The 16,876-nt window shown below is 72.5% G+C and carries 19 protein-coding genes and 1 riboswitch; of the genes, 13 read left to right on the forward strand and 6 right to left on the reverse strand.

Going from position 1 to position 16,876, the window contains the following annotated elements; genetic code table 11:
- Window positions 1-22 precede the first annotated feature (22 nt).
- Window positions 23-547, forward strand: a complete 525-nt coding sequence (locus A3IC_RS0102740; protein WP_020548531.1) for an HD domain-containing protein — start codon at window positions 23-25, stop codon at window positions 545-547.
- Window positions 548-654: 107 nt separating this feature from the next.
- Here the strand turns inward: A3IC_RS0102740 and dprE2 are convergent, their stop codons facing one another.
- Window positions 655-1,398, reverse strand: coding sequence for a decaprenylphospho-beta-D-erythro-pentofuranosid-2-ulose 2-reductase (gene dprE2, locus A3IC_RS0102745; RefSeq protein ID WP_026217811.1), 744 nt, complete (start codon window positions 1,396-1,398; stop codon window positions 655-657).
- A gap of 72 nt (window positions 1,399-1,470) precedes the next feature.
- On the opposite strand from dprE2, the gene A3IC_RS0102750 reads away from it, so the two are divergent.
- From A3IC_RS0102750 to A3IC_RS0102760, 3 genes are all read left to right on the forward strand, one after another.
- Window positions 1,471-2,082 (forward strand): GNAT family N-acetyltransferase, encoded by a 612-nt coding sequence (locus A3IC_RS0102750; protein WP_020548533.1) that lies wholly within the window; start codon window positions 1,471-1,473, stop codon window positions 2,080-2,082.
- A gap of 164 nt (window positions 2,083-2,246) precedes the next feature.
- A complete protein-coding gene (locus A3IC_RS0102755; protein WP_026217812.1) occupies window positions 2,247-3,182 on the forward strand; it encodes an acyltransferase domain-containing protein in 936 nt (311 codons plus the stop codon).
- Window positions 3,183-3,369: 187 nt separating this feature from the next.
- Window positions 3,370-4,170, forward strand: coding sequence for an APH(3') family aminoglycoside O-phosphotransferase (locus A3IC_RS0102760; protein WP_020548535.1), 801 nt, complete (start codon window positions 3,370-3,372; stop codon window positions 4,168-4,170).
- Window positions 4,171-4,360: 190 nt separating this feature from the next.
- Here the strand turns inward: A3IC_RS0102760 and A3IC_RS0102770 are convergent, their stop codons facing one another.
- Window positions 4,361-4,969 (reverse strand): TetR/AcrR family transcriptional regulator, encoded by a 609-nt coding sequence (locus A3IC_RS0102770; protein WP_106668766.1) that lies wholly within the window; start codon window positions 4,967-4,969, stop codon window positions 4,361-4,363.
- A gap of 281 nt (window positions 4,970-5,250) precedes the next feature.
- Here A3IC_RS0102770 and A3IC_RS0102780 point away from each other — a divergent pair, with 281 nt between their 5' ends.
- From A3IC_RS0102780 to A3IC_RS0102800, 5 genes are all read left to right on the forward strand, one after another.
- Complete coding sequence (locus A3IC_RS0102780) at window positions 5,251-6,138, forward strand: Vgb family protein (protein WP_020548539.1); 888 nt, start codon at window positions 5,251-5,253, stop codon at window positions 6,136-6,138.
- Between the two features lie 247 nt (window positions 6,139-6,385).
- Window positions 6,386-6,571 carry a hypothetical protein gene (locus A3IC_RS63835; protein ID WP_026217813.1) on the forward strand — a complete coding sequence of 62 codons (186 nt, stop codon included), beginning with the start codon at window positions 6,386-6,388 and terminating at the stop codon, window positions 6,569-6,571.
- 54 nt (window positions 6,572-6,625) lie between these two features.
- Window positions 6,626-7,363, forward strand: coding sequence for a hypothetical protein (locus A3IC_RS52160; protein ID WP_020548541.1), 738 nt, complete (start codon window positions 6,626-6,628; stop codon window positions 7,361-7,363).
- Complete coding sequence (locus A3IC_RS66625; protein WP_020548542.1) at window positions 7,360-8,304, forward strand: DUF6895 family protein; 945 nt, start codon at window positions 7,360-7,362, stop codon at window positions 8,302-8,304. Before A3IC_RS52160 ends, A3IC_RS66625 begins: the two co-directional genes overlap by 4 nt.
- Complete coding sequence (locus tag A3IC_RS0102800; RefSeq protein WP_020548543.1) at window positions 8,301-9,311, forward strand: serine hydrolase domain-containing protein; 1,011 nt, start codon at window positions 8,301-8,303, stop codon at window positions 9,309-9,311. Before A3IC_RS66625 ends, A3IC_RS0102800 begins: the two co-directional genes overlap by 4 nt.
- 283 nt (window positions 9,312-9,594) lie before the next feature.
- Here A3IC_RS0102800 and dhaL read toward each other — a convergent pair whose 3' ends face one another.
- The gene (dhaL, locus tag A3IC_RS0102805) at window positions 9,595-11,286 is read right to left on the reverse strand and encodes a dihydroxyacetone kinase subunit DhaL (protein ID WP_020548544.1); all 1,692 of its coding nucleotides are present in this window, start codon (window positions 11,284-11,286) and stop codon (window positions 9,595-9,597) included.
- 161 nt (window positions 11,287-11,447) lie between these two features.
- Entirely contained in the window at window positions 11,448-11,789 is a 342-nt protein-coding gene (locus A3IC_RS0102810; protein ID WP_245599130.1) for a S26 family signal peptidase, read from the reverse strand.
- 333 nt (window positions 11,790-12,122) lie between these two features.
- On the opposite strand from A3IC_RS0102810, the gene A3IC_RS0102815 reads away from it, so the two are divergent.
- A complete protein-coding gene (locus A3IC_RS0102815) occupies window positions 12,123-12,719 on the forward strand; it encodes a LysE family translocator (protein WP_205354170.1) in 597 nt (198 codons plus the stop codon).
- A gap of 165 nt (window positions 12,720-12,884) precedes the next feature.
- On the opposite strand, the gene A3IC_RS0102820 is transcribed toward A3IC_RS0102815, so the two are convergent.
- Window positions 12,885-13,589 carry an MOSC domain-containing protein gene (locus tag A3IC_RS0102820; protein WP_020548547.1) on the reverse strand — a complete coding sequence of 235 codons (705 nt, stop codon included), beginning with the start codon at window positions 13,587-13,589 and terminating at the stop codon, window positions 12,885-12,887.
- 152 nt (window positions 13,590-13,741) lie between these two features.
- Between A3IC_RS0102820 and A3IC_RS68250 the strand changes: the two genes are divergently transcribed.
- The gene (locus tag A3IC_RS68250) at window positions 13,742-13,900 is read left to right on the forward strand and encodes a hypothetical protein (RefSeq protein WP_020548548.1); all 159 of its coding nucleotides are present in this window, start codon (window positions 13,742-13,744) and stop codon (window positions 13,898-13,900) included.
- A 100-nt stretch (window positions 13,901-14,000) separates the two neighbouring features.
- Here the strand turns inward: A3IC_RS68250 and A3IC_RS0102830 are convergent, their stop codons facing one another.
- Entirely contained in the window at window positions 14,001-14,378 is a 378-nt protein-coding gene (locus A3IC_RS0102830) for a VOC family protein (protein ID WP_026217815.1), read from the reverse strand.
- A gap of 212 nt (window positions 14,379-14,590) precedes the next feature.
- On the opposite strand from A3IC_RS0102830, the gene A3IC_RS0102835 reads away from it, so the two are divergent.
- Together A3IC_RS0102835 and mug are read left to right on the forward strand one after the other, a co-directional pair.
- On the forward strand, window positions 14,591-15,415 hold the full coding sequence (locus A3IC_RS0102835) for a GNAT family N-acetyltransferase (protein ID WP_020548550.1): 825 nt from the start codon (window positions 14,591-14,593) through the stop codon (window positions 15,413-15,415).
- Complete coding sequence (mug, locus tag A3IC_RS52165; protein WP_020548551.1) at window positions 15,412-16,107, forward strand: G/U mismatch-specific DNA glycosylase; 696 nt, start codon at window positions 15,412-15,414, stop codon at window positions 16,105-16,107. The genes A3IC_RS0102835 and mug overlap by 4 nt, the downstream gene beginning before the upstream one ends.
- 515 nt (window positions 16,108-16,622) lie before the next feature.
- Window positions 16,623-16,872, forward strand: a riboswitch (cobalamin riboswitch).
- The last annotated feature ends 4 nt before the right edge of the window (window positions 16,873-16,876 follow it).

A 16,876-nucleotide genomic window follows, 5' to 3' on the forward strand; every position in this document is an offset into this window, starting at 1 on the left:
GCCGTGGCGGGACTCTTACCCTGTGCGGGTGACCTCCGCCAAGCTCCGTCCGCTGCCCCCCGAAGTGGCCGTCCTTCTGGATCAACTCACGCCCTGCCCACGCCTGGTCGAACACCTGCGCATCGTGCACGACGTCGCGTACCGGCTGTGCGACTGGATCGAGGCGGCCTACCCGGACCTGGCCTTCGACCGCGACGCGGTGCTGTTCGGCGCCGCCACCCACGACATCGGCAAGACCCTGCACCCGGCGGAGTTGGCCGGCCCCGGGTCGTGCCACGAGCAGGCCGGCTACGACCTGCTGACCGCCCAGGGTGTGCCGCCCGCCCGGGCCCGCTTCGCCCGCACGCACGCGGCGTGGAATCCGAATGATCCGGACGAACTGCTCGTGAGCCTGGCCGACAAGGCGTGGAAGGGCAAGCGGGTCACGGCCCTGGAACAGGACCTGATCAGGCTGCTCGCGACCGCCTCCGGCTGCCCCGAGTGGGAAATCTTCCAGGCCCTCGACGACTTCCTGACCACGATCGACACCGACACCCCGCTGCTCTGACCACCACAGGCACCCGGCATAAGCACTCGGCACAGACACCCACCGCCCGCGACGACACCGGGCGGCGTCCGCCGCCCGCCCCTGCCCGGACCACATCCACCGACCGATCAGCGCGGCAACCTGCGCCACACCCGCCGCGGCACCAGCCGCATGCCCGCGAACACCGGCTGCAGTACGGCCGGCACCCACACCTCGCCCTTCCCGCGCAGCAACGCCCGGATCGTCGCGTCGGCCACCTGGTCCGGGGTGCTGGACAGCGGCGCGGGCGACATGCCCTCGGTCATCCGACCCACCACGAAGCCGGGCCGAACCAGCAGCAGCCGCACCCCGCTGCCCTCGAGCGCGTCGGCCAGGCCGCTCGCGAAGCCGTCCAGACCGGCCTTGGCCGAGCCGTACACGTAGTTCGCGCGGCGCACCCGCACACCCGCCACCGACGAGAACACGATCAACCGGCCGTGCCCCTGCGCCCGCAGCACACCGGCCAGGTGGGTCAGGACGCTCACGTGCGCCGTGTAGTCGGTGTGTACGACGGCGACCGCGTGCGCCGCGTCCGACTCGGCCCGGCGCTGATCGCCCAGAATGCCGAACGCGGTGACCACGATGTCCAACGGGCCGTGCCGAGCGATCACCTCGTCCAGCATCGGCCGATGCCCGGCCAGGTCGTCGGCGTCGAACTCGACCCGATCCACGTGCCGGGCGCCGGCCTTGCGCAGCAGCGCCTCCTCGTCGTCGAGGTCGTAACTGCGGCGCGCCGCCAACACGATGGTCCGCGCCCCGCGGGCGGCCAGCCGCTCGGCGACCGCCAATCCGATCTCGCTGCGGCCCCCGAGGACCAATACGGTTCCACTCACCCGCACAGTCTGCCGGATTCGGCCGGCGCCCCCGCTCCCCACGATCCATCCGGACTCAATAACCTTGCCTGCGTGACGGTGAACACGAACGCGGGTGCCCCCCCCGGGACCACGACGGCGGGTACGAGCACGAACCGGGACGAGGACCGGAACGGGCGACGGTTCGTGGTGCGCGCACCGGATGCCATCGAGCATGCGGTCGAGCCGGTGCACACGATCCTGAGCGAACTGGTCCTGGGCGGTGCCGCGCTCGGCTGGGTGGCCCCGCCCCCGCGTGCCGAGGTGGCCGCACTGCTCACCGACCTGGCCGCGGCCCAGCGCGCGGGCAACGCGTCGGTGCGGTTCGCCTACGCGGGCGAGGAACTGCTCGGGTTCGGCTACTGGCGCCGGTACACCCGCCCCACCCACCGCCCGAACGCCGACCTGGAGAAGCTCGCGGTCGCCCGGTCGGCACACGGTCGCGGAATCGGCCGGTTGCTCACCATGGCGCTGATCGAGGACGCCCGCGCCGAGGCGATCGAGATCCTCACCCTCGACGCCCGCGGCGACAACGTGAACGCGCTGCACCTGTACCGTTCGCTCGGTTTCGTCGAGTACGGCCGGCTGCACGACTTCGTGGCCATCGGCTCGGCCCGCTACGACAAGATCTTCTGCTCCATCGATCTACGGACACCCACCGCGTGACCGGATGGCGTGGGACCGCCGGCCGGCGATGGCGCGGTGCCAGGACCGGATCCGGGGCGGCGGTCGACCGGCGCCGGCCGAGTGGCCCGACGCCCGACGGCGCGGCGTCGCTTCGAGTCGAGTCGCTTCGTGCGGAGCCGCGGCTGGCCGCGTGGGTGGACGGGTTGGCCGATTTCGCGACCGGTGTCGAGGTGGCCCTGCCCGCGGACGACGACTTGGTCGCGGCGCTCTTGGACTTGGCCGTCCCACACGAGGACTTCAACGAACTCGTCGCGACCCGGGCGGGGCTGCTCGCCGATCCGGAGCTGCGCGCGTTGTTCGAGCAGGCTGTCCGGGCCTTGGTCGCGGGTATCGGCACGGTCGAGCAGCACCTGGAAGTCCCGCCGCTGCCGGCCGCGTCGGGCCCGGTCGGGCGCTGGTTCCATGTGTACGTGTTCATCGCCGCGCGCCCGTTCGTGCTGGCCTATCATCGCTCCCTCGGCATCCCCGCCGACGTCTCCCGCCGTACGCTCGCCGACCTCGGCCGGCACCTCGCGGTGCACCGACGTCGACGCGGCACCGGTGGGTTGCTCGCGCTGCACTGGCCCAAGCTGCACTTTCGCGGTGAGCTGTATCAGCTGGGCAGGCTGCAATTCCAACGCTCGTCGGTGCTCGAACGAGCCGCCACGAGCGCCGCCGAGCAGGGCCTCGCCTACCGGCCGCAGGATCCCGCGCTCGCGCTGCACATCCCGGACTTCCACGGCCCGCTGACCCCTGCGGCGTGCGACGAATCGCTGCGCCTGGCCGGCGAGTTCTTCCCGCGTCACTTCCCGACCGAGCGCTATCGGCTCGCGGTGTGCGGCTCGTGGCTGTTGGATCCACAACTGGGCGAATACCTGCCGGAGCACTCCAACATCATCCGCTTCCAGCGCCGCTTCCACCTGGACACCGAGTCGTCCGAGCGAACCTGCGACGACACCGCCGCGATCGGCTTCGTCTTCGGCGACCCCGACCTGCCGGCCGAGTCCCTCCCCCGGGACACCACCCTCCAGCGCGCCATCGGCGACCACCTCCGCGCCGGCCGCCACTGGCACGTCCGCACCGGCTGGTTCGAACTCTGACCCCGCCACCGCACCCCACTCCCGGCATGCGCCGGGCCCGCTGATCACCTCGACGTACGGTCCGGGCGGCCTGCCGACCGGCGAGGCGGTGGCGACCACGGCGGGCGCGCTGCCTGCCCGATGGGTGATCCCGGGGCCGCGTGAAAATTCGCCGGCGGGGGTGCGTCGCGCGAGTGAGGATGTCGTGATGACCAACGATCTTCGGCGCCGGTTCGCGGCGTATGCCTGGGAACCGGTCACGGTGGGCGCCTCCGGGACCGATGTGCATCGGTTGCGCCGGCATGGCGAGGAGTTCTACCTCAAGGTCGGCACGCCGAGCGCGCACCCGGATTCCGGCTTCCATCTCTCCGCCGAGTTGGCCCGCGGGCTGTGGGCGGCCGAGCACGGGATTCCCGTCGCCGAGATCCTCGACCACGACGTCGAGGCGCCCGTCGGCTGGCTGCTCACCCGTGCCGTGCCCGGCCGCTCGGCGGACGACCTCTGGCCCGTCGACCAACGCGACGCCGTCGTCGACGCACTCGCCGACACCGCCCGCGCCCTCCACGAACTCCCAGTCGAGGAATGCCCGTTCGACCGCAGTCTCGCGGTCACCGTCCCGGCCGCGGAGCACGCCCTCGCGGCCGGCCTGGTCGACCTCGACGACCTGGACGAACACCGCGTCGGCCGCACCGAAGCCGAACTCCTGGCCGAACTGATCGCGACCATGCCGGCCGACGAGGAGCCGGTCGTCGGCCACGGCGACTACTCCCCGCCCAACGTCCTGCTCGACCCGGAAACCCTGCGCGTGAGCGGCCTGATCGACCTCGGCCGACTGGGCCGCACCGACCGGCACGCGGACCCGGCCCTGCTCACCCGCAGCCTCCTCGACGACGACAACGGGCAGTACTCCCCCGCCCACGTGGCCCGCTTCCTGGCCCGCTACGACCCGCGGGACACCCTCGACCCGAAGCGCCTGGAGTTCTATCGCCTGCTCGACGAGTTCTGCTGACCACGCGCCGCCGGGCGAAGACGCGGTTCAGTCCTCGATCGGTCCCGGGAACAGCGCGGTCGGCCGAGGCGACCGCCTGTGCGTCCACGGGTCGTCGTCGAAGTCGAAATCCTCGCCGATCGGTTCGTCCGCCCGGTGCCGATCGAGGGCCCGCGACAACGCGTGAGCCGACCTCGCGACAGCGGCCCGCTCACGCCTCGTCGCGGACGAACACCCCCGCGCGCGCCGCCACCACCGCCGCGTCGGCCGAGCGCCGCGCCTGCCCGGCGTCGACGGGCTCGTGCGTGATGAACAACCGGTAGTAGAGCGCGCCCACGGCCGTGCGCACCACCTCGCCCGCATCGGTACCGGCCGGCAACTCGCCCCGCGCGATCGCCCGTTCGACGACCTCCTCGGCCTGCCCGAGCCGGCCCACCAGGAACCCGTGCAGGGCTTCGCCCATGGTCGGCTCGTGCACCGCCGCAACCACCAACGCCCGCGCGGTGGGCCCTCGGTCGGGGTCCTCGAATCCGCTCACCACCATCGCGGCGATCGCCCGCAGATCACCCTGCACGGAGCCGGTGTCCGGGAGCGGCCACGGCTCCTCCGCCGCCAGATCCAACGCGTCCGCAGCCAGCCCGGCGGCATTCCGCCAGCGCCGATACACCGTGGTCTTGTGCACTCCCGAGCGCGCGGCGACGGCCTCCACGGTCAGCCCGTCGAAGCCCTTCTCCGCCAATTCGGCCAACGTCGCCCGCCGGACCGCGTCCCGCGTGCGCGCCGTCCGCCCACCGGGCCGCACCCCACCGACGCCACTCACGCGCCGTCCCCCACCGACCGAACCCCCGACCCCACCGCGATCCGCATCCGCGCCGACCACATCCGGACCGACCAAAAGCAACCCAGTTGCATTAGTGCTCCTCCATCCGCCATGCTCACCTTAATGCAACCATGTTGCATTAGCCGCATCAACCCCGTGCAGCCGTCCGCCCAACCCCCGCCCGGCGCGTTCACCGGCGCGCTCGTCGCGACCTCCCACGACCGGACCCTGCCCCGGCGCTTCACCGGAACCCCGATCCGCCCGACCGAGGGAACCCTCGCATGACGACCACCACCATCCGCGAACTCCCGCTCGCCGGGTCCGAGTCCGGCCCGTACGCGATCACCCTGGGCCCGGACGGCGCACTGTGGTTCACCCTCGTGCACGCGGGCCGGATCGACCGGCTGGACCCGGCCGGGACGCATACCACCCACGACCTCGGCGACCCCGCGTGCGGACCGACCGTCCTCACTGCGGGCCCGGACGGCGCACTGTGGTTCACCGAGTACAAGGCACATCGCATCGGCCGGATCACCACCGCCGGTGCGGTCACCCACTTCGACCTGCCCACCGCGGCATCCGGTCCGTTCGGGATCACCTCCGGGCCGGACGGCGCGCTGTGGTTCACCGAGACGGCCGCGAACCGGATCGGCCGGATCGACCCGGCCGGCAACGCCACCGATTTCGCGTTGCCGATCGCGGACGCGTTCCCCTCCGCGATCACCGCCGGTGCCGACGGCGCGCTGTGGTTCACGCTGAACGCCGCCGACGCGCTCGGGCGAATCACCACGAACGGCCGGGTGACGGTGCATCCGTTGCCCACCAAGGGCGCCGCCCCGGTCGGAATCGCGGCGTCCGCGGACGGCTCGTTGTGGTTCACCGAGATCGGCGCGGGCGCGATCGGTCGGCTCGGCCCCACCGGGGACTACCGCCAATTCCCGCTCCCGGACCCGCGGTCTCGCCCCCACGCGGTGGCGCTGGACACGGCCGGCCACTGCTGGTTCACCGAATGGGGCACCGGACGAGTCGGCCGACTCGCCGGCGGGGGCACTCTGACGGAGTACGACTTGCCGATCCCCGGAGCCGAACCACACGGCCTCGTACAGGGCCCGGACGGCGCAGTCTGGGTCGCCCTGGAAATCGGCGCCCTGGCCCGGATCACCCCCTGAAGAACATCGAAAACGCCCTGGTGAGCGCCGATTCACCGGACGCGGCAGCCGCGCCGAACGCATCCGGTCGGACACGACGCGAACGAAACGCACTCCCCCTGACACGCCCCCGACACACGCCCCCACGCATCAACGCAATGTCGGCAACACGTCACCAAATGATGCGATTCGCCGCAGAAACTGCCTATGGTCAGAGCACGGGGGCATCGCCGAGCCCGGCGGTGAAGCCACGATGAGGGAGCACCCGATGCTTACTCAAGACATCCGTCAGTCCGCGCCCGTCACGCCGACCCAAGCGGGTACCGTCGCGACGCTCATGATCGAGGAGGAGACGACCATCAGTGACGCGCCGCTGTTCGTGCCGGAAGACATCGGCGCCGGACTGCTGCTGCTCGGCCTACTGCTGTCGCCGAAGCCCCCGAAGGAGCGCTAGGCCGGCTCAGATGTCCATGACATCACCGGTTTCGACGGGAAGTTGATCTCACCCATGCCCTTCGCCGACACCTCGCCACACGAGGACTACACGGCGGCGGTCGAGCGAGTGGCAGGTCGTGCCCTCGGCGTCCTCATGGACGTCGAGGGCACGGTCGTACCCGCCGGCTTCGCCCCCGCCGATCCTCGATTGGCCGACCCCCACGACCCCGACGCCGACCTGCCCGGCCTGCGTGTGCTGGGTTCCGACGCATTCGCTCCGCACGTACTGCGCGGCACGCCGCTGCCGGCCGATCAAGCCGAGGCCGCCGCCCGCGCCTTCTCCCTGTTCCCGCCCGACACGCTGGGCGCCTCGCCCGAGACCGCGTGGATCATCACCTGGCGCGACTGGGCCACCGCCCGCACCCTGACCCGCTTCGGCCTGGCCTTGGACGTGCCCCTGCCGGGCGACGGCGCCCAGGTCGCCGACGCCACGACCTGGCAGGCCTGGTCGGTGCGGATGGCCCAACTGTCCTCCCTGGCCCTGCCCGGCCTGGACGGCCCGATCCACGCCGCGGCGCGGCGAAACGCCGACTCGCTGGCCCGCGGAGTGGTGCGGGCGATGTTGCGCCGCGACTACCGCACCGCCGCGCGGATCGCCCGCTGGCTCGCCCTGCTGGCCGCCGACGGCGTCGACTCCCCCCTGGAGTTGGACCCGCTGCTGCGCCATGTGCGCCTGTTCGGCGGCGGCAGCACCCGCACCGTGCTCGACACCCGCATCGCCCAACACGTGACCGGACTGGAGGAGTCATGACCGGGGGACTCGTGCGCGGCGACGTGCTCAAGACCGCCCACACGATCGGCTCGCGGGCGCTGCGCTGGCTCCAGGACAACGCCCGGTTCGGCCCGTTGCCCACGCACACCGTGGTCGACTTCAACGACCGCGACAGCGCGTACAAGCCGCTCGGTGAGATCGCGCTGGCCGGCTCCCTGGTGCTGCGCGAGGGCGTCGCCGGACCCGGCGACCTGGCCGCCGCCCGCGCGTTGATCGACTACGCGTGGGGGCAGTTCCGCAACGGGGACTTCCTGTACGAACGCCAGGTGCGGCACCCGTTGATGACCGATCCGCTGGAGACGTACGCGCACTTCGTCCGGGCCGGCATCCGGCACGAGCGGATGGATCGGCTGCTGGTCCACCTGTCCGAGCTGCGGTCGGTGCACGCGATCGAGATGATGCCCAACCGCCGGCTCGCGGTGGCCAACGCGAGTCGGGTCGCCGGGTTGGCCCGGCGCCCGGACTGGCCCGCGCTCGCGGCCGATTCGTGGCTGGGCAGGACACCCGAGCCGTGGGTGATCGACTGGATGACCGCGTACAACATGACGCACGCGGTGTTCCACATCACCGACTGGGGCGCACACCCCGAGCTGTTGCCCGTCGAGATCCGCGACTACCTGAGGGTGTGGCTGCCGGTCTGGGTCGACGTGTGGGCGGAGGTGGCCCAGTACGACCTGGTGGGCGAGCTGTTGATCGTCGACGCGTGCCTGGCCGAACCGGTCTGCGACGCGCAGGGGTGGCAGACGCTCGCGGCGGCGCAACGCCCGAACGGGCTGCTCCCGCGCGATGCGGACCCGGTGGACGAGGACCCGGAGCGAGCGTTCAAGGACCACGAGCACACGGCGGTGGTGGCGGTCGTGGCCGGCACCGTCACGCTGGCCCGTTCACTGGGCACCGCGCCGGCGGCCACACTCGGGTGAGCGACGCGAACGGGGCGCCGATCGCGCCGCTGCTGCGGGCCGTACCCGCGACGGGTGCGCTCGTGGTGGCCACCATCCGGGCGGGCGAACACTCGGTGGTGTGTCGCGGGACGGCGGTGGATGCGGACTCCCGCTTCGAACTGGGCTCGGTGACCAAGACGTTCACCGCGCTGCTGCTCGCCGACGCGGTCGCCCGCGGCGAGGCCCGGTTGAACGATCCGCTGATCACCTACCTGCCACCGACCGCGCGCCCGCGTTGGTCTTCGGACATCACGCTGTTGCATCTGGCCACGCATACCTCCGGGTTGCCCAGGCTGCCGCGCGGTTCGCTGCGCACGGCGCTGCCGGCGTGGTACTCGAACCCCTACGCGGGCTACGACGACAAGCGCCTGTTCGCGCTGCTGGAGCGGGCCCGGCCGCACGCGCGTCCGGGCGCCCGGGTGTCCTATTCCAACCTGGGCGTGGGTCTGCTCGGACACGCGCTCGCGCGCGCCGCCGGGCAGCCCTACCCCGACCTGGTGGTCTCCCGGCTGGGCGTGCCGCTGGGCCTGACGATGACCACCTGCGACCCGAACGGCCCACAGGTGACCGGGTATCTGTGCGGCCGGCCCCGGCCGCCGTGGCGGATGCCGGGGCTGCCCGCGGCGGGCGCGCTGCGCAGCACCGGGACGGACCTGACCCGGTACCTGGCCGCGCACCTGGAGCCGGCCGGCGTGCAACCGGGCTCGCTCGCACGGGCGTTGGTCGAGGTGCGCCGCCCCCGGCTGATCGCGCCGCACACCGGCGATCGGCTGTGCCTGGTGTGGAATCTGCGCCCGCGCACCGGGCACGACCTGATCTTCCACGGCGGGGCGACCCGAGGCTTCACCGCATTCGTGGGCTTCAGCCCGCAGGCCGGGGTCGCCCTGGCGGCGCTGGTGAACACGGCGGCGGGGCCGCGGGCGCCGTTCCTCCAGGTCGCGTACGAGTGCCTACGCGACCTCGCGGCGACGGCGATACCGGGCTGAGCCCGAACAGGCGCGCCGGGCAGCGGGGTTGGGGACGCGAACGGATGGCCCGGGCAACGGGGTTCAAGAGCGCGCAAGCGGGCGGCCCGCGCGCCGGAGGGCGGCCCCGGCCGTGGTGGCCGTCACGGATCCGGTGATCGCCCCGGGCACCCGGAAGCCCGACTCGAACTCCCCTGCCCAGGCGGGCAGCCCGGCGCATCCACCCGGATCGCCGTCGCCTCCGCCCCCGGCGCCCGGCGCCCCGAAGCGCGTCAAGAAATCACCGCCCGGTCGGATCGGGCCGTTACGCGTTCCCCTCGTCGGCGTCCAGCGAGTCGGCGATTGCCCGGAGCCAGATCACCACCGCCTCGGCGCCCGGGTCGACGGTGCCGATCGCGCGGTCCCCGAGGTAGCTGCTGCGGCCCCGGCGGGCGCTGTGGTCGGCCGTCTCCTCGGTGCCGGCCGCGGCCGCGTCGATCGCCTCGGCCAGACTCGCGCCGCCCGCCAGCGTCTCACCGGCCGGTACGAGGGCGTCCAGCATGGTCCGGTCGCCGACCTGCGCCCCGCCGAGTTCGCCGATCGCCCGCGCGCCCGCGGCCAGTACCTCGCGCCAACCGCGCGGGCCGGTGTCCTGCGCCACGACCGCGGCCGCGCGCAGGAGCAGCACCGAGTACAGCGGGCCGGACGTGCCGCCGAGCGCCCGCCGCACGGTGTCCGCCAGGCCGCGCAGCACGGCGGCCGGCGTACCGCCGCCGTAGCCGGGCAACTCGCGCCGGATCGCTTCGGCCCCGCGCGCGAGGCTGATGCCCAGGTCACCGTCGCCGACGATCCGGTCCAGCTCGGTCAGGTGCGGTTCGGCCTCGGTCAGCGCCGCGCACACGGCCTCGATCGCCCGGGTCAGCGGCGTCGGGTCGGTCAGTGGCGTGCCGGCGTCGGTGCTGCCGGGCGCGGGCGCGGCCGGCAGCACGGTGACCCGACCCACGCGGCCGACCACCGGGGTCGGCCAGGCGGGCGCCGAGGTGGCCGCGTCCAGCCGGGTCAACCGGGCATCGTCGACCCGGAGCAGGGACAACGACATGCCGGCCATCTCCAGCGCGGTCAGGAACGAGCCGCGCCAGGCGCGTTCCAGGACCAGGCCCCGACGCGCGAGGTAGTGCACCGCGCCCCGCAACACGATGTCGAGTTCCATCGTGGGGGTGCCGCCGAGGTTGTTGACCAGCAATGCGACCCGGTCCCCGGCGGCCAGGCCGGTCTCCGCGACGATCCGGTCGAGCAGTTCGGTGACGAAGTCGTCGGCGGGGGCGACCTTGTCCCGCCGTACGCCTGCCTCGCCGTGGATGCCCAGGCCCAATTCGACCTCGTCCGCGCCGAGTTCGAACCCGGGCCGGCCGGCCGCCGGCACCGTGCCCGGGGTCAGTGCGACGCCCATCGTGCCGATCGCGCGTGCCGCGGCGTCGGCCTCGGCCGCGACCTCGGCCAGGGTCGCGCCGGCCTCCGCCGCGGCGCCCGCGACCTTGTGCACGAACACCGTCCCGGCGATCCCGCGCCGGCCCGCGGTGTCGTCGCCGGTCGCGAGCGCCACGTCGTCCGCGACCACGACGATCTCGACGGCGATTCCCTCGGCCCGTGCCAACTCGGCGGCGAGCCCGAAGTTGAGCCGGTCCCCGGTATACGACTTGACCACCAGCAGCACGCCCGCCGGCCCGGCGACGGTGCGGATCGCGGCCAGGATGGTGTCGGTGGACGGCGAGGTGAACACGTCTCCCGACACGGCCGCGGTGAGCATCCCGGGCCCGACGTACCCCGCGTGTGCGGGTTCGTGGCCGGCTCCCCCACCGGAGATCACCGCGACTCGGCCGCGCTCCGCGTGGGCCCGGGCGTCGGCGCGCAGCGCGACGTTCGCATCGGCCAGCAGCGCGATGTCGGGATGGGCGAGGGCCAACCCTTCGAGCATCTCGGGGACGACGTCGCGGGCGGCATTGATCAGCTTCTTCATGGCTGAATCTCTACCTGGAAGCGCACCGGACCAACCCCATCGGGGGGTTGCGGAGCGCGCGACCCGGTGCACGGCACCCGGGTACCCGCGGCCCGGTCGATCGTTTCCGAGGCGCACTCGACGGCCGACCGGCCGGCGGCGCCGGCCGACTTCGACGCGGGCTACTCCGTCGACACCGGTGCGCGTACCTTCCGGGAGGCGCCCGGTCGTGGGACGCCGTCCACCGACACGCAGATCCCGTACACCCGGGCCTGCGACGTCCAGCCGTTGGCACGGCCCCGGTTGTTGCTGATCTGCACGCGCGCGCGGGTGTCGTCCAGCGCGGAGACCAGGTGGAGGTACATCTTTCCGGCGACCCGGGCGAGCACGATGTCACCGATTTCGAGGTGGGCCGGATCGACCGGCGCGACGGTCACGAGTTGGCGACTGCGGATAAGCGGGACCATGGAGGCCCCGCGCGGGCGAAACTCGACGGTGGCGCCGTGCGCCACCTTGGCGGCCATGCTGTCCATCATCCCCATCGCGCAACAGGATGACGGATGAGCGCCGAGCCTGCCACGGGTTTTTTCTCGCCTCCGGGCGCAGGCCCGGGAAACCGGTCTCCCGGACGAGTTGGCCCGGAAGCGACGGATGGTGGGTCCCGAGGGTCGGTGGGCTCGAACGTCTCCGAGACCGGTCACCGGACAACCCGGTTGCCGGGAAAAGCGGGGACCGGACACAATCGCCCGACCAGCGAACGGCGGCGGCGACGATTGCGGCGACCGCCCGTATCACCTGCGGGGGCAAGTGTGATCGAGACCAGCGCGATACTCGGGGTGAGCGCCGTGGCGCTCGGGATGGTACTGACCCCCGGGCCGAACATGATGTACGTGACCTCCCGCAGCATCACCCAGGGCCGCCGGGCCGGTCTGGTATCGCTGCTCGGCGTCGGGCTCGGCTTCCTGATCTACATGTCGATGGCCAACCTCGGCCTGTCCGCGGTGTTCCTGGTGGTGCCGGAGCTGTACATGGCGGTCAAGCTCGCCGGTGCGGCCTACCTCGGCTGGCTCGCGTGGCAGGCGCTGCGGCCCGGTGGCATTTCGGCGTTCGCCCCGCAGGAGCTCGCGCCGGACTCGAATCGGCGGTTGTTCACGATGGGTCTGTTGACGAACCTGCTGAACCCCAAGGCCGCGATCATGTACCTGTCGCTGATCCCGCAGTTCGTCGACCCGGCCGCCGGGCACGTCCTGCTCCAGGGATTCGCTCTGGGCACCATCCAGATCCTGATCAGTCTCACGGTGAACACGATCCTGGTCCTGGCGGCGGGCACGATCGCGGTGTTCCTGGCCCGGCGGCCGTCCTGGCTGCGGATCCAGCGCTACGTGATGGGCACCGTCCTGGGCGGACTCGCCGTCAAGATGGCCACCGATCGCAGCCACCCGGCAACGGCGTGACTCGCCTCGCGACGCGGAGATCGGCACGCGGCTCGACGAGTACGCGAAGCAGGACGCCATCGGTCCGCGCGCCGATTCGGGCCGGCGAGGTCACCGCGGCCGAGGTCGAGCAGGCCGCGACCTTCGTCGGATGACACCGGGGCGAGCGGCCGTCGGCCGGACCGGCTACTCGGCGACCGGTTCGGGCAACGCGACCGGCACGGGGGTCGCGGCGGTGCGCTTGCGGGCCGACTCGCGTGTGTACTCGGGCAGTTCCTCGACGTCGAGCAGTCGTGGCAGCAGGTCGGCCTCGGTGGTCAGGGCCCGGAAACACTCACCGATGGTGAGGTCGTGGTGGGCGGGGCGGAAGACGATCGTGATCGCATCCCCCGAACCGATCTCGCCCGGTTCGATCACCCGCAGGTACGTACCCGGCAGTGCGCGTTCGGTGAACCTGCGCACCCAGCGCCGCTCGTCCAGCCACAGCGCGAAGGTCGCACACGGAATGCGCGGGAGGGATACCTCCAACAGCGGTCCGGCCGCGCCCACTCGCCAGCGCTCGCCTATCAGCGCGGCCTCCAGGTCCAGGCCGGACGTGGTGAGGTTCTCCCCGAAGCTGCCGTTGCCCAACTCGCGCCCGAGCTCCAGCGCCCACATGTCCAGGTTCTCGCGCGAATAGGCATAGACGGCCTGATCGTCCCCGCCGTGGTTGTGTCGGTCGTACACCCCGTCGCCGACCAACCCGCTGCCCAGCCCCTCGGGTCCGGATCCGGGTGCACGCACGGCGACCGGCTGGTCGACGGGTCGTTTGTCGATTCCGGTCGTTTCGACGCCGGACTTGGTCGGGTTGGGGCGCGGCCGGGCAAGGTTCACCGAGATCACATGCGGCATGTCGGCAGGCTACCGGGCCAACGGCGGCCCGGATTGGGCCGATTGCGGCGGCGCCGACCGCTTATTGGGGCCAGACCGGGGCAAAAACCTGTTATCGGCGCCCTCGGGGACGCCGTGGCCCGTCTGTCCGGGCTTCAGGGAGGGACCACGACATGAGTTCGCTGTCGAAGACGATCAAGAAGATCCAGAGTTATATCCGCCGCAATCCGCGCCAGGTCGAGCAGGGCCGTCGGCTCGTGCGCGACCGGCTCGGCCGCCGGCGCGGCGGCAGCGGGCAGGGCCCGGGCAACCCGCCGAGCAACACGGCCTGATCCGACCGACCCGGGGCGAACGCACCGCACTCGCACGCCGACTCGGCGCGTGCGCCCCGGCTCCCGCGACCGAGCGCGGTGCCATCGAGTGCGGTGCCACTCATTCGATCAGGGTCCGCTTGGCACGCACGACGCAGAACTCGTTGCCTTCCGGGTCGGCGAGTACCGTCCACGATTCGGTGCCGGTTTGGCCGACGTCCACGCGGCGGGCGCCGAGGGCGAGGACGCGCTCGATCTCCGCCTCCCGCTCGCCGGGACCGGCGCCCGGGGTCAGGTCCAGGTGCAGCCGGTTCTTGACCGTCTTGACGTCCGTCACCGGCATGAAGCAGATGCCGATCGGCGCACCCGGCTCGGTCCCGATGACCACCTCGCGGTCGCGCACCGACAAAATCTCCCACCCCAGCACGTCGGCCCAGAAGCGGGCAAGGCCCGGCAGGTCGTGCGCGTCGATGACGATGTGGTGCAAGGAAATGGCCATGCCCGCCATTGTGTGACCCGGGATCGATCGATCCAACGGGATTTCCGCTCACCCGCGCACCCGCGCCGCCCGCCGCCCGGACGCCGGCGATCACGCGTCGGCTCGGCGTATCCGGCCCGGTTCGACGACGCCCGGCCACCGCGCACCCGGCCGGTCGGCACCGCGCCCGCCGGGCGAAGTGGCAACGGAGCGGTCGTGTCACACTGGCCCGCATGCCGAAGTCCGCCGCAGAGATGCGCGCCCGCTTGGAGACGTTCTACGACGCGATGGCACGTCGGTCCACTCGCGCGGAGACGTTCGGCGGGTTGACCCTGTTCGTCCGGGAGGGCCAGGGGTGGCCCCGTTACGCACGACCCACGCTCGGCGGTTCCGTCGAGCCCACCGCCGCGGACGTCCGCGCGGTGCGGGCGCGGCAGAGAGAGTTGAAAGTGCCCGAGTCGTTCGAATGGGTCGACGAGACCACCCCGGCGCTGCGTGCGGCCGCGATCGAGGCCGAGTTGCACGTGCACGAGCACCCGCTGATGGTGCTCGATCCCAGCGAACGCCCCGCCGAACGCCCGGAGCTGCCGGACCTGGTGACGGTGCGTCGAGTCCGGGCGGACGCGACCGACCTGGCGATCGTGCACAGTGTCGCGACGGTCGGGTTCGCGAACCCGGGCACCGCGTCCGGAACCGACGGCCCGACCGAGCGGGACACCACCGCACTCGTCCAGGACCCGGACCTGCTGTCCTATCTCAACGAGCGGCTGCGCTCCGGCGAGACGGTGATGTTCGCCGCGTACAGCTCGGCCGGACCATTGTGCGTGGGCAGCTACCAGCAGTTGTACGACACGACCGAGATCGTCGGTGTGGCCACTCTCCCGGCGGCCCGGCGCGGTGGCCTCGCCGCCGCGGTGACCTGGGAGTTGGCCGGGCATGCGCTCGACGGCGGGAGCGACACGGTGTTCCTGTCGGCGGGCGACCAGGACGTGGCGCGCATGTACGGCCGACTCGGCTTCCGGTCGGTGGGCACGGCGCTGATCGCCGAGGCACCGTGAGCGGCGGGAAGGAATCCGAGTCGGGCCCCGCGAAGCCGCTCGTGCTGCCCGTCCCGCCGGGCCGCAATCCCACCGCCGCCGAGATGGCCGCCGCACACGGCCGGACCATCCCGGATGTGATCGGGCCGAACCTGCGGGTGTTGTTCTGCGGGATCAACCCGGGCCTGTGGTCCGGCGCCACCGACCGGCACTTCGCGCGTCCCGGGAACCGGTTCTGGCCCGCGCTGTACGCGAGCGGGTTCACCCCTCGGCTGCTCGCTCCGACCGAGCAGGACGAGTTGCTCGCGCTCGGCCTCGGCATCACCAACGTGGTGGCCCGCACCACCGCCCGCGCGGACGAGTTGACCAGGGACGAGTACGTCGCCGGCGGCGCGGCGCTCACGGCCAGGGTGCACAAGTACCGACCGGCCTGGCTGGCGGTGTTGGGCATCGGCGCCTACCGGACCGGCTTCGGCCGGTCCAAGGCGGTGGTCGGCCGGCAGCGGGAGACGATCGGCGACACCGGTATCTGGGTGCTGCCGAACCCCAGCGGCCTGAACGCGCACTGGACGGCGGCGGCCCTGGCCGAGGCGTTCGCCGAACTCCGCGCGGCGAGCGATCCCGACCCGGACTCGGGGTCGGTGTCGGGCTCGGGGTCGGCGGCCTCGGAAGCCCCGGACCCGGACGGACAAGGCGGCGCGCCGCCCGCATGACGCGGCCCGGGCCGGCGACCCCGCCCGCGGCCGGCCGCCCGCCGTCCGCCGGCGCCCGGCGTGCCCGTGCCCCGGGCGCGTCGGGATCGTTTCGACGACCTGTATCCGAGTCGACACGTCAACCGACCGAGTGGCATCACCCGGTTGGTGGTTACTTCGCGCCTCCTCGCGCGGTTGGATCGGCATGAAGATCCTGCGGGCCCCGTTCGGGCCGTGGCCCACCGAGACGTTCGAGACCCCCGTCTACGAGGCGTTGGTCGCGGAGTGGCGCGATTCGGGCCGGGAGGTGCCGCAACCGCTGGATCGATCTCACGACCGCCCGGCCCGGCACGCGCGCCCGCCCCGCCTCGGGCCCCGAACCGGTCGTCCCTGAGCCCGCAGGGCGCCGTAGCGCCCGGTGTCGAGGGCCGCGCCGCCGGGGGGGTGTGCCCGCCCTGCGGTGATCCGTGGTAAGTCGCGAACACGCGACACGACACAACACCTGGGGGTGCGACGAGCACCCCGCCACTACATATATGCTCTGCGACGCAGCTGGTTCGCCGTTCCGAGTTCAGCGGAAGGGCGAAGCAAGAGGGAATCCGGTGCGAAGCCGGGACTGCCCCCGCAGCGGTGAGCGGGAACGAACGTCGTCATGGAGCGCCGAACGCCGAGAGGCTTTCGGGAAGCGACGACCACTAGGCACTCCGCGGTCCGCCGAGCACGCCGTGCCCGGCGGTGCCCCGGCATGCCCGCGAGTCCGAATACCTGCCGGCTGCCCGTGCCCTCGGGC

Origin of the sequence: Embleya scabrispora DSM 41855 (assembly GCF_000372745.1) — a bacterium.
Lineage (GTDB): Bacteria > Actinomycetota > Actinomycetes > Streptomycetales > Streptomycetaceae > Embleya > Embleya scabrispora.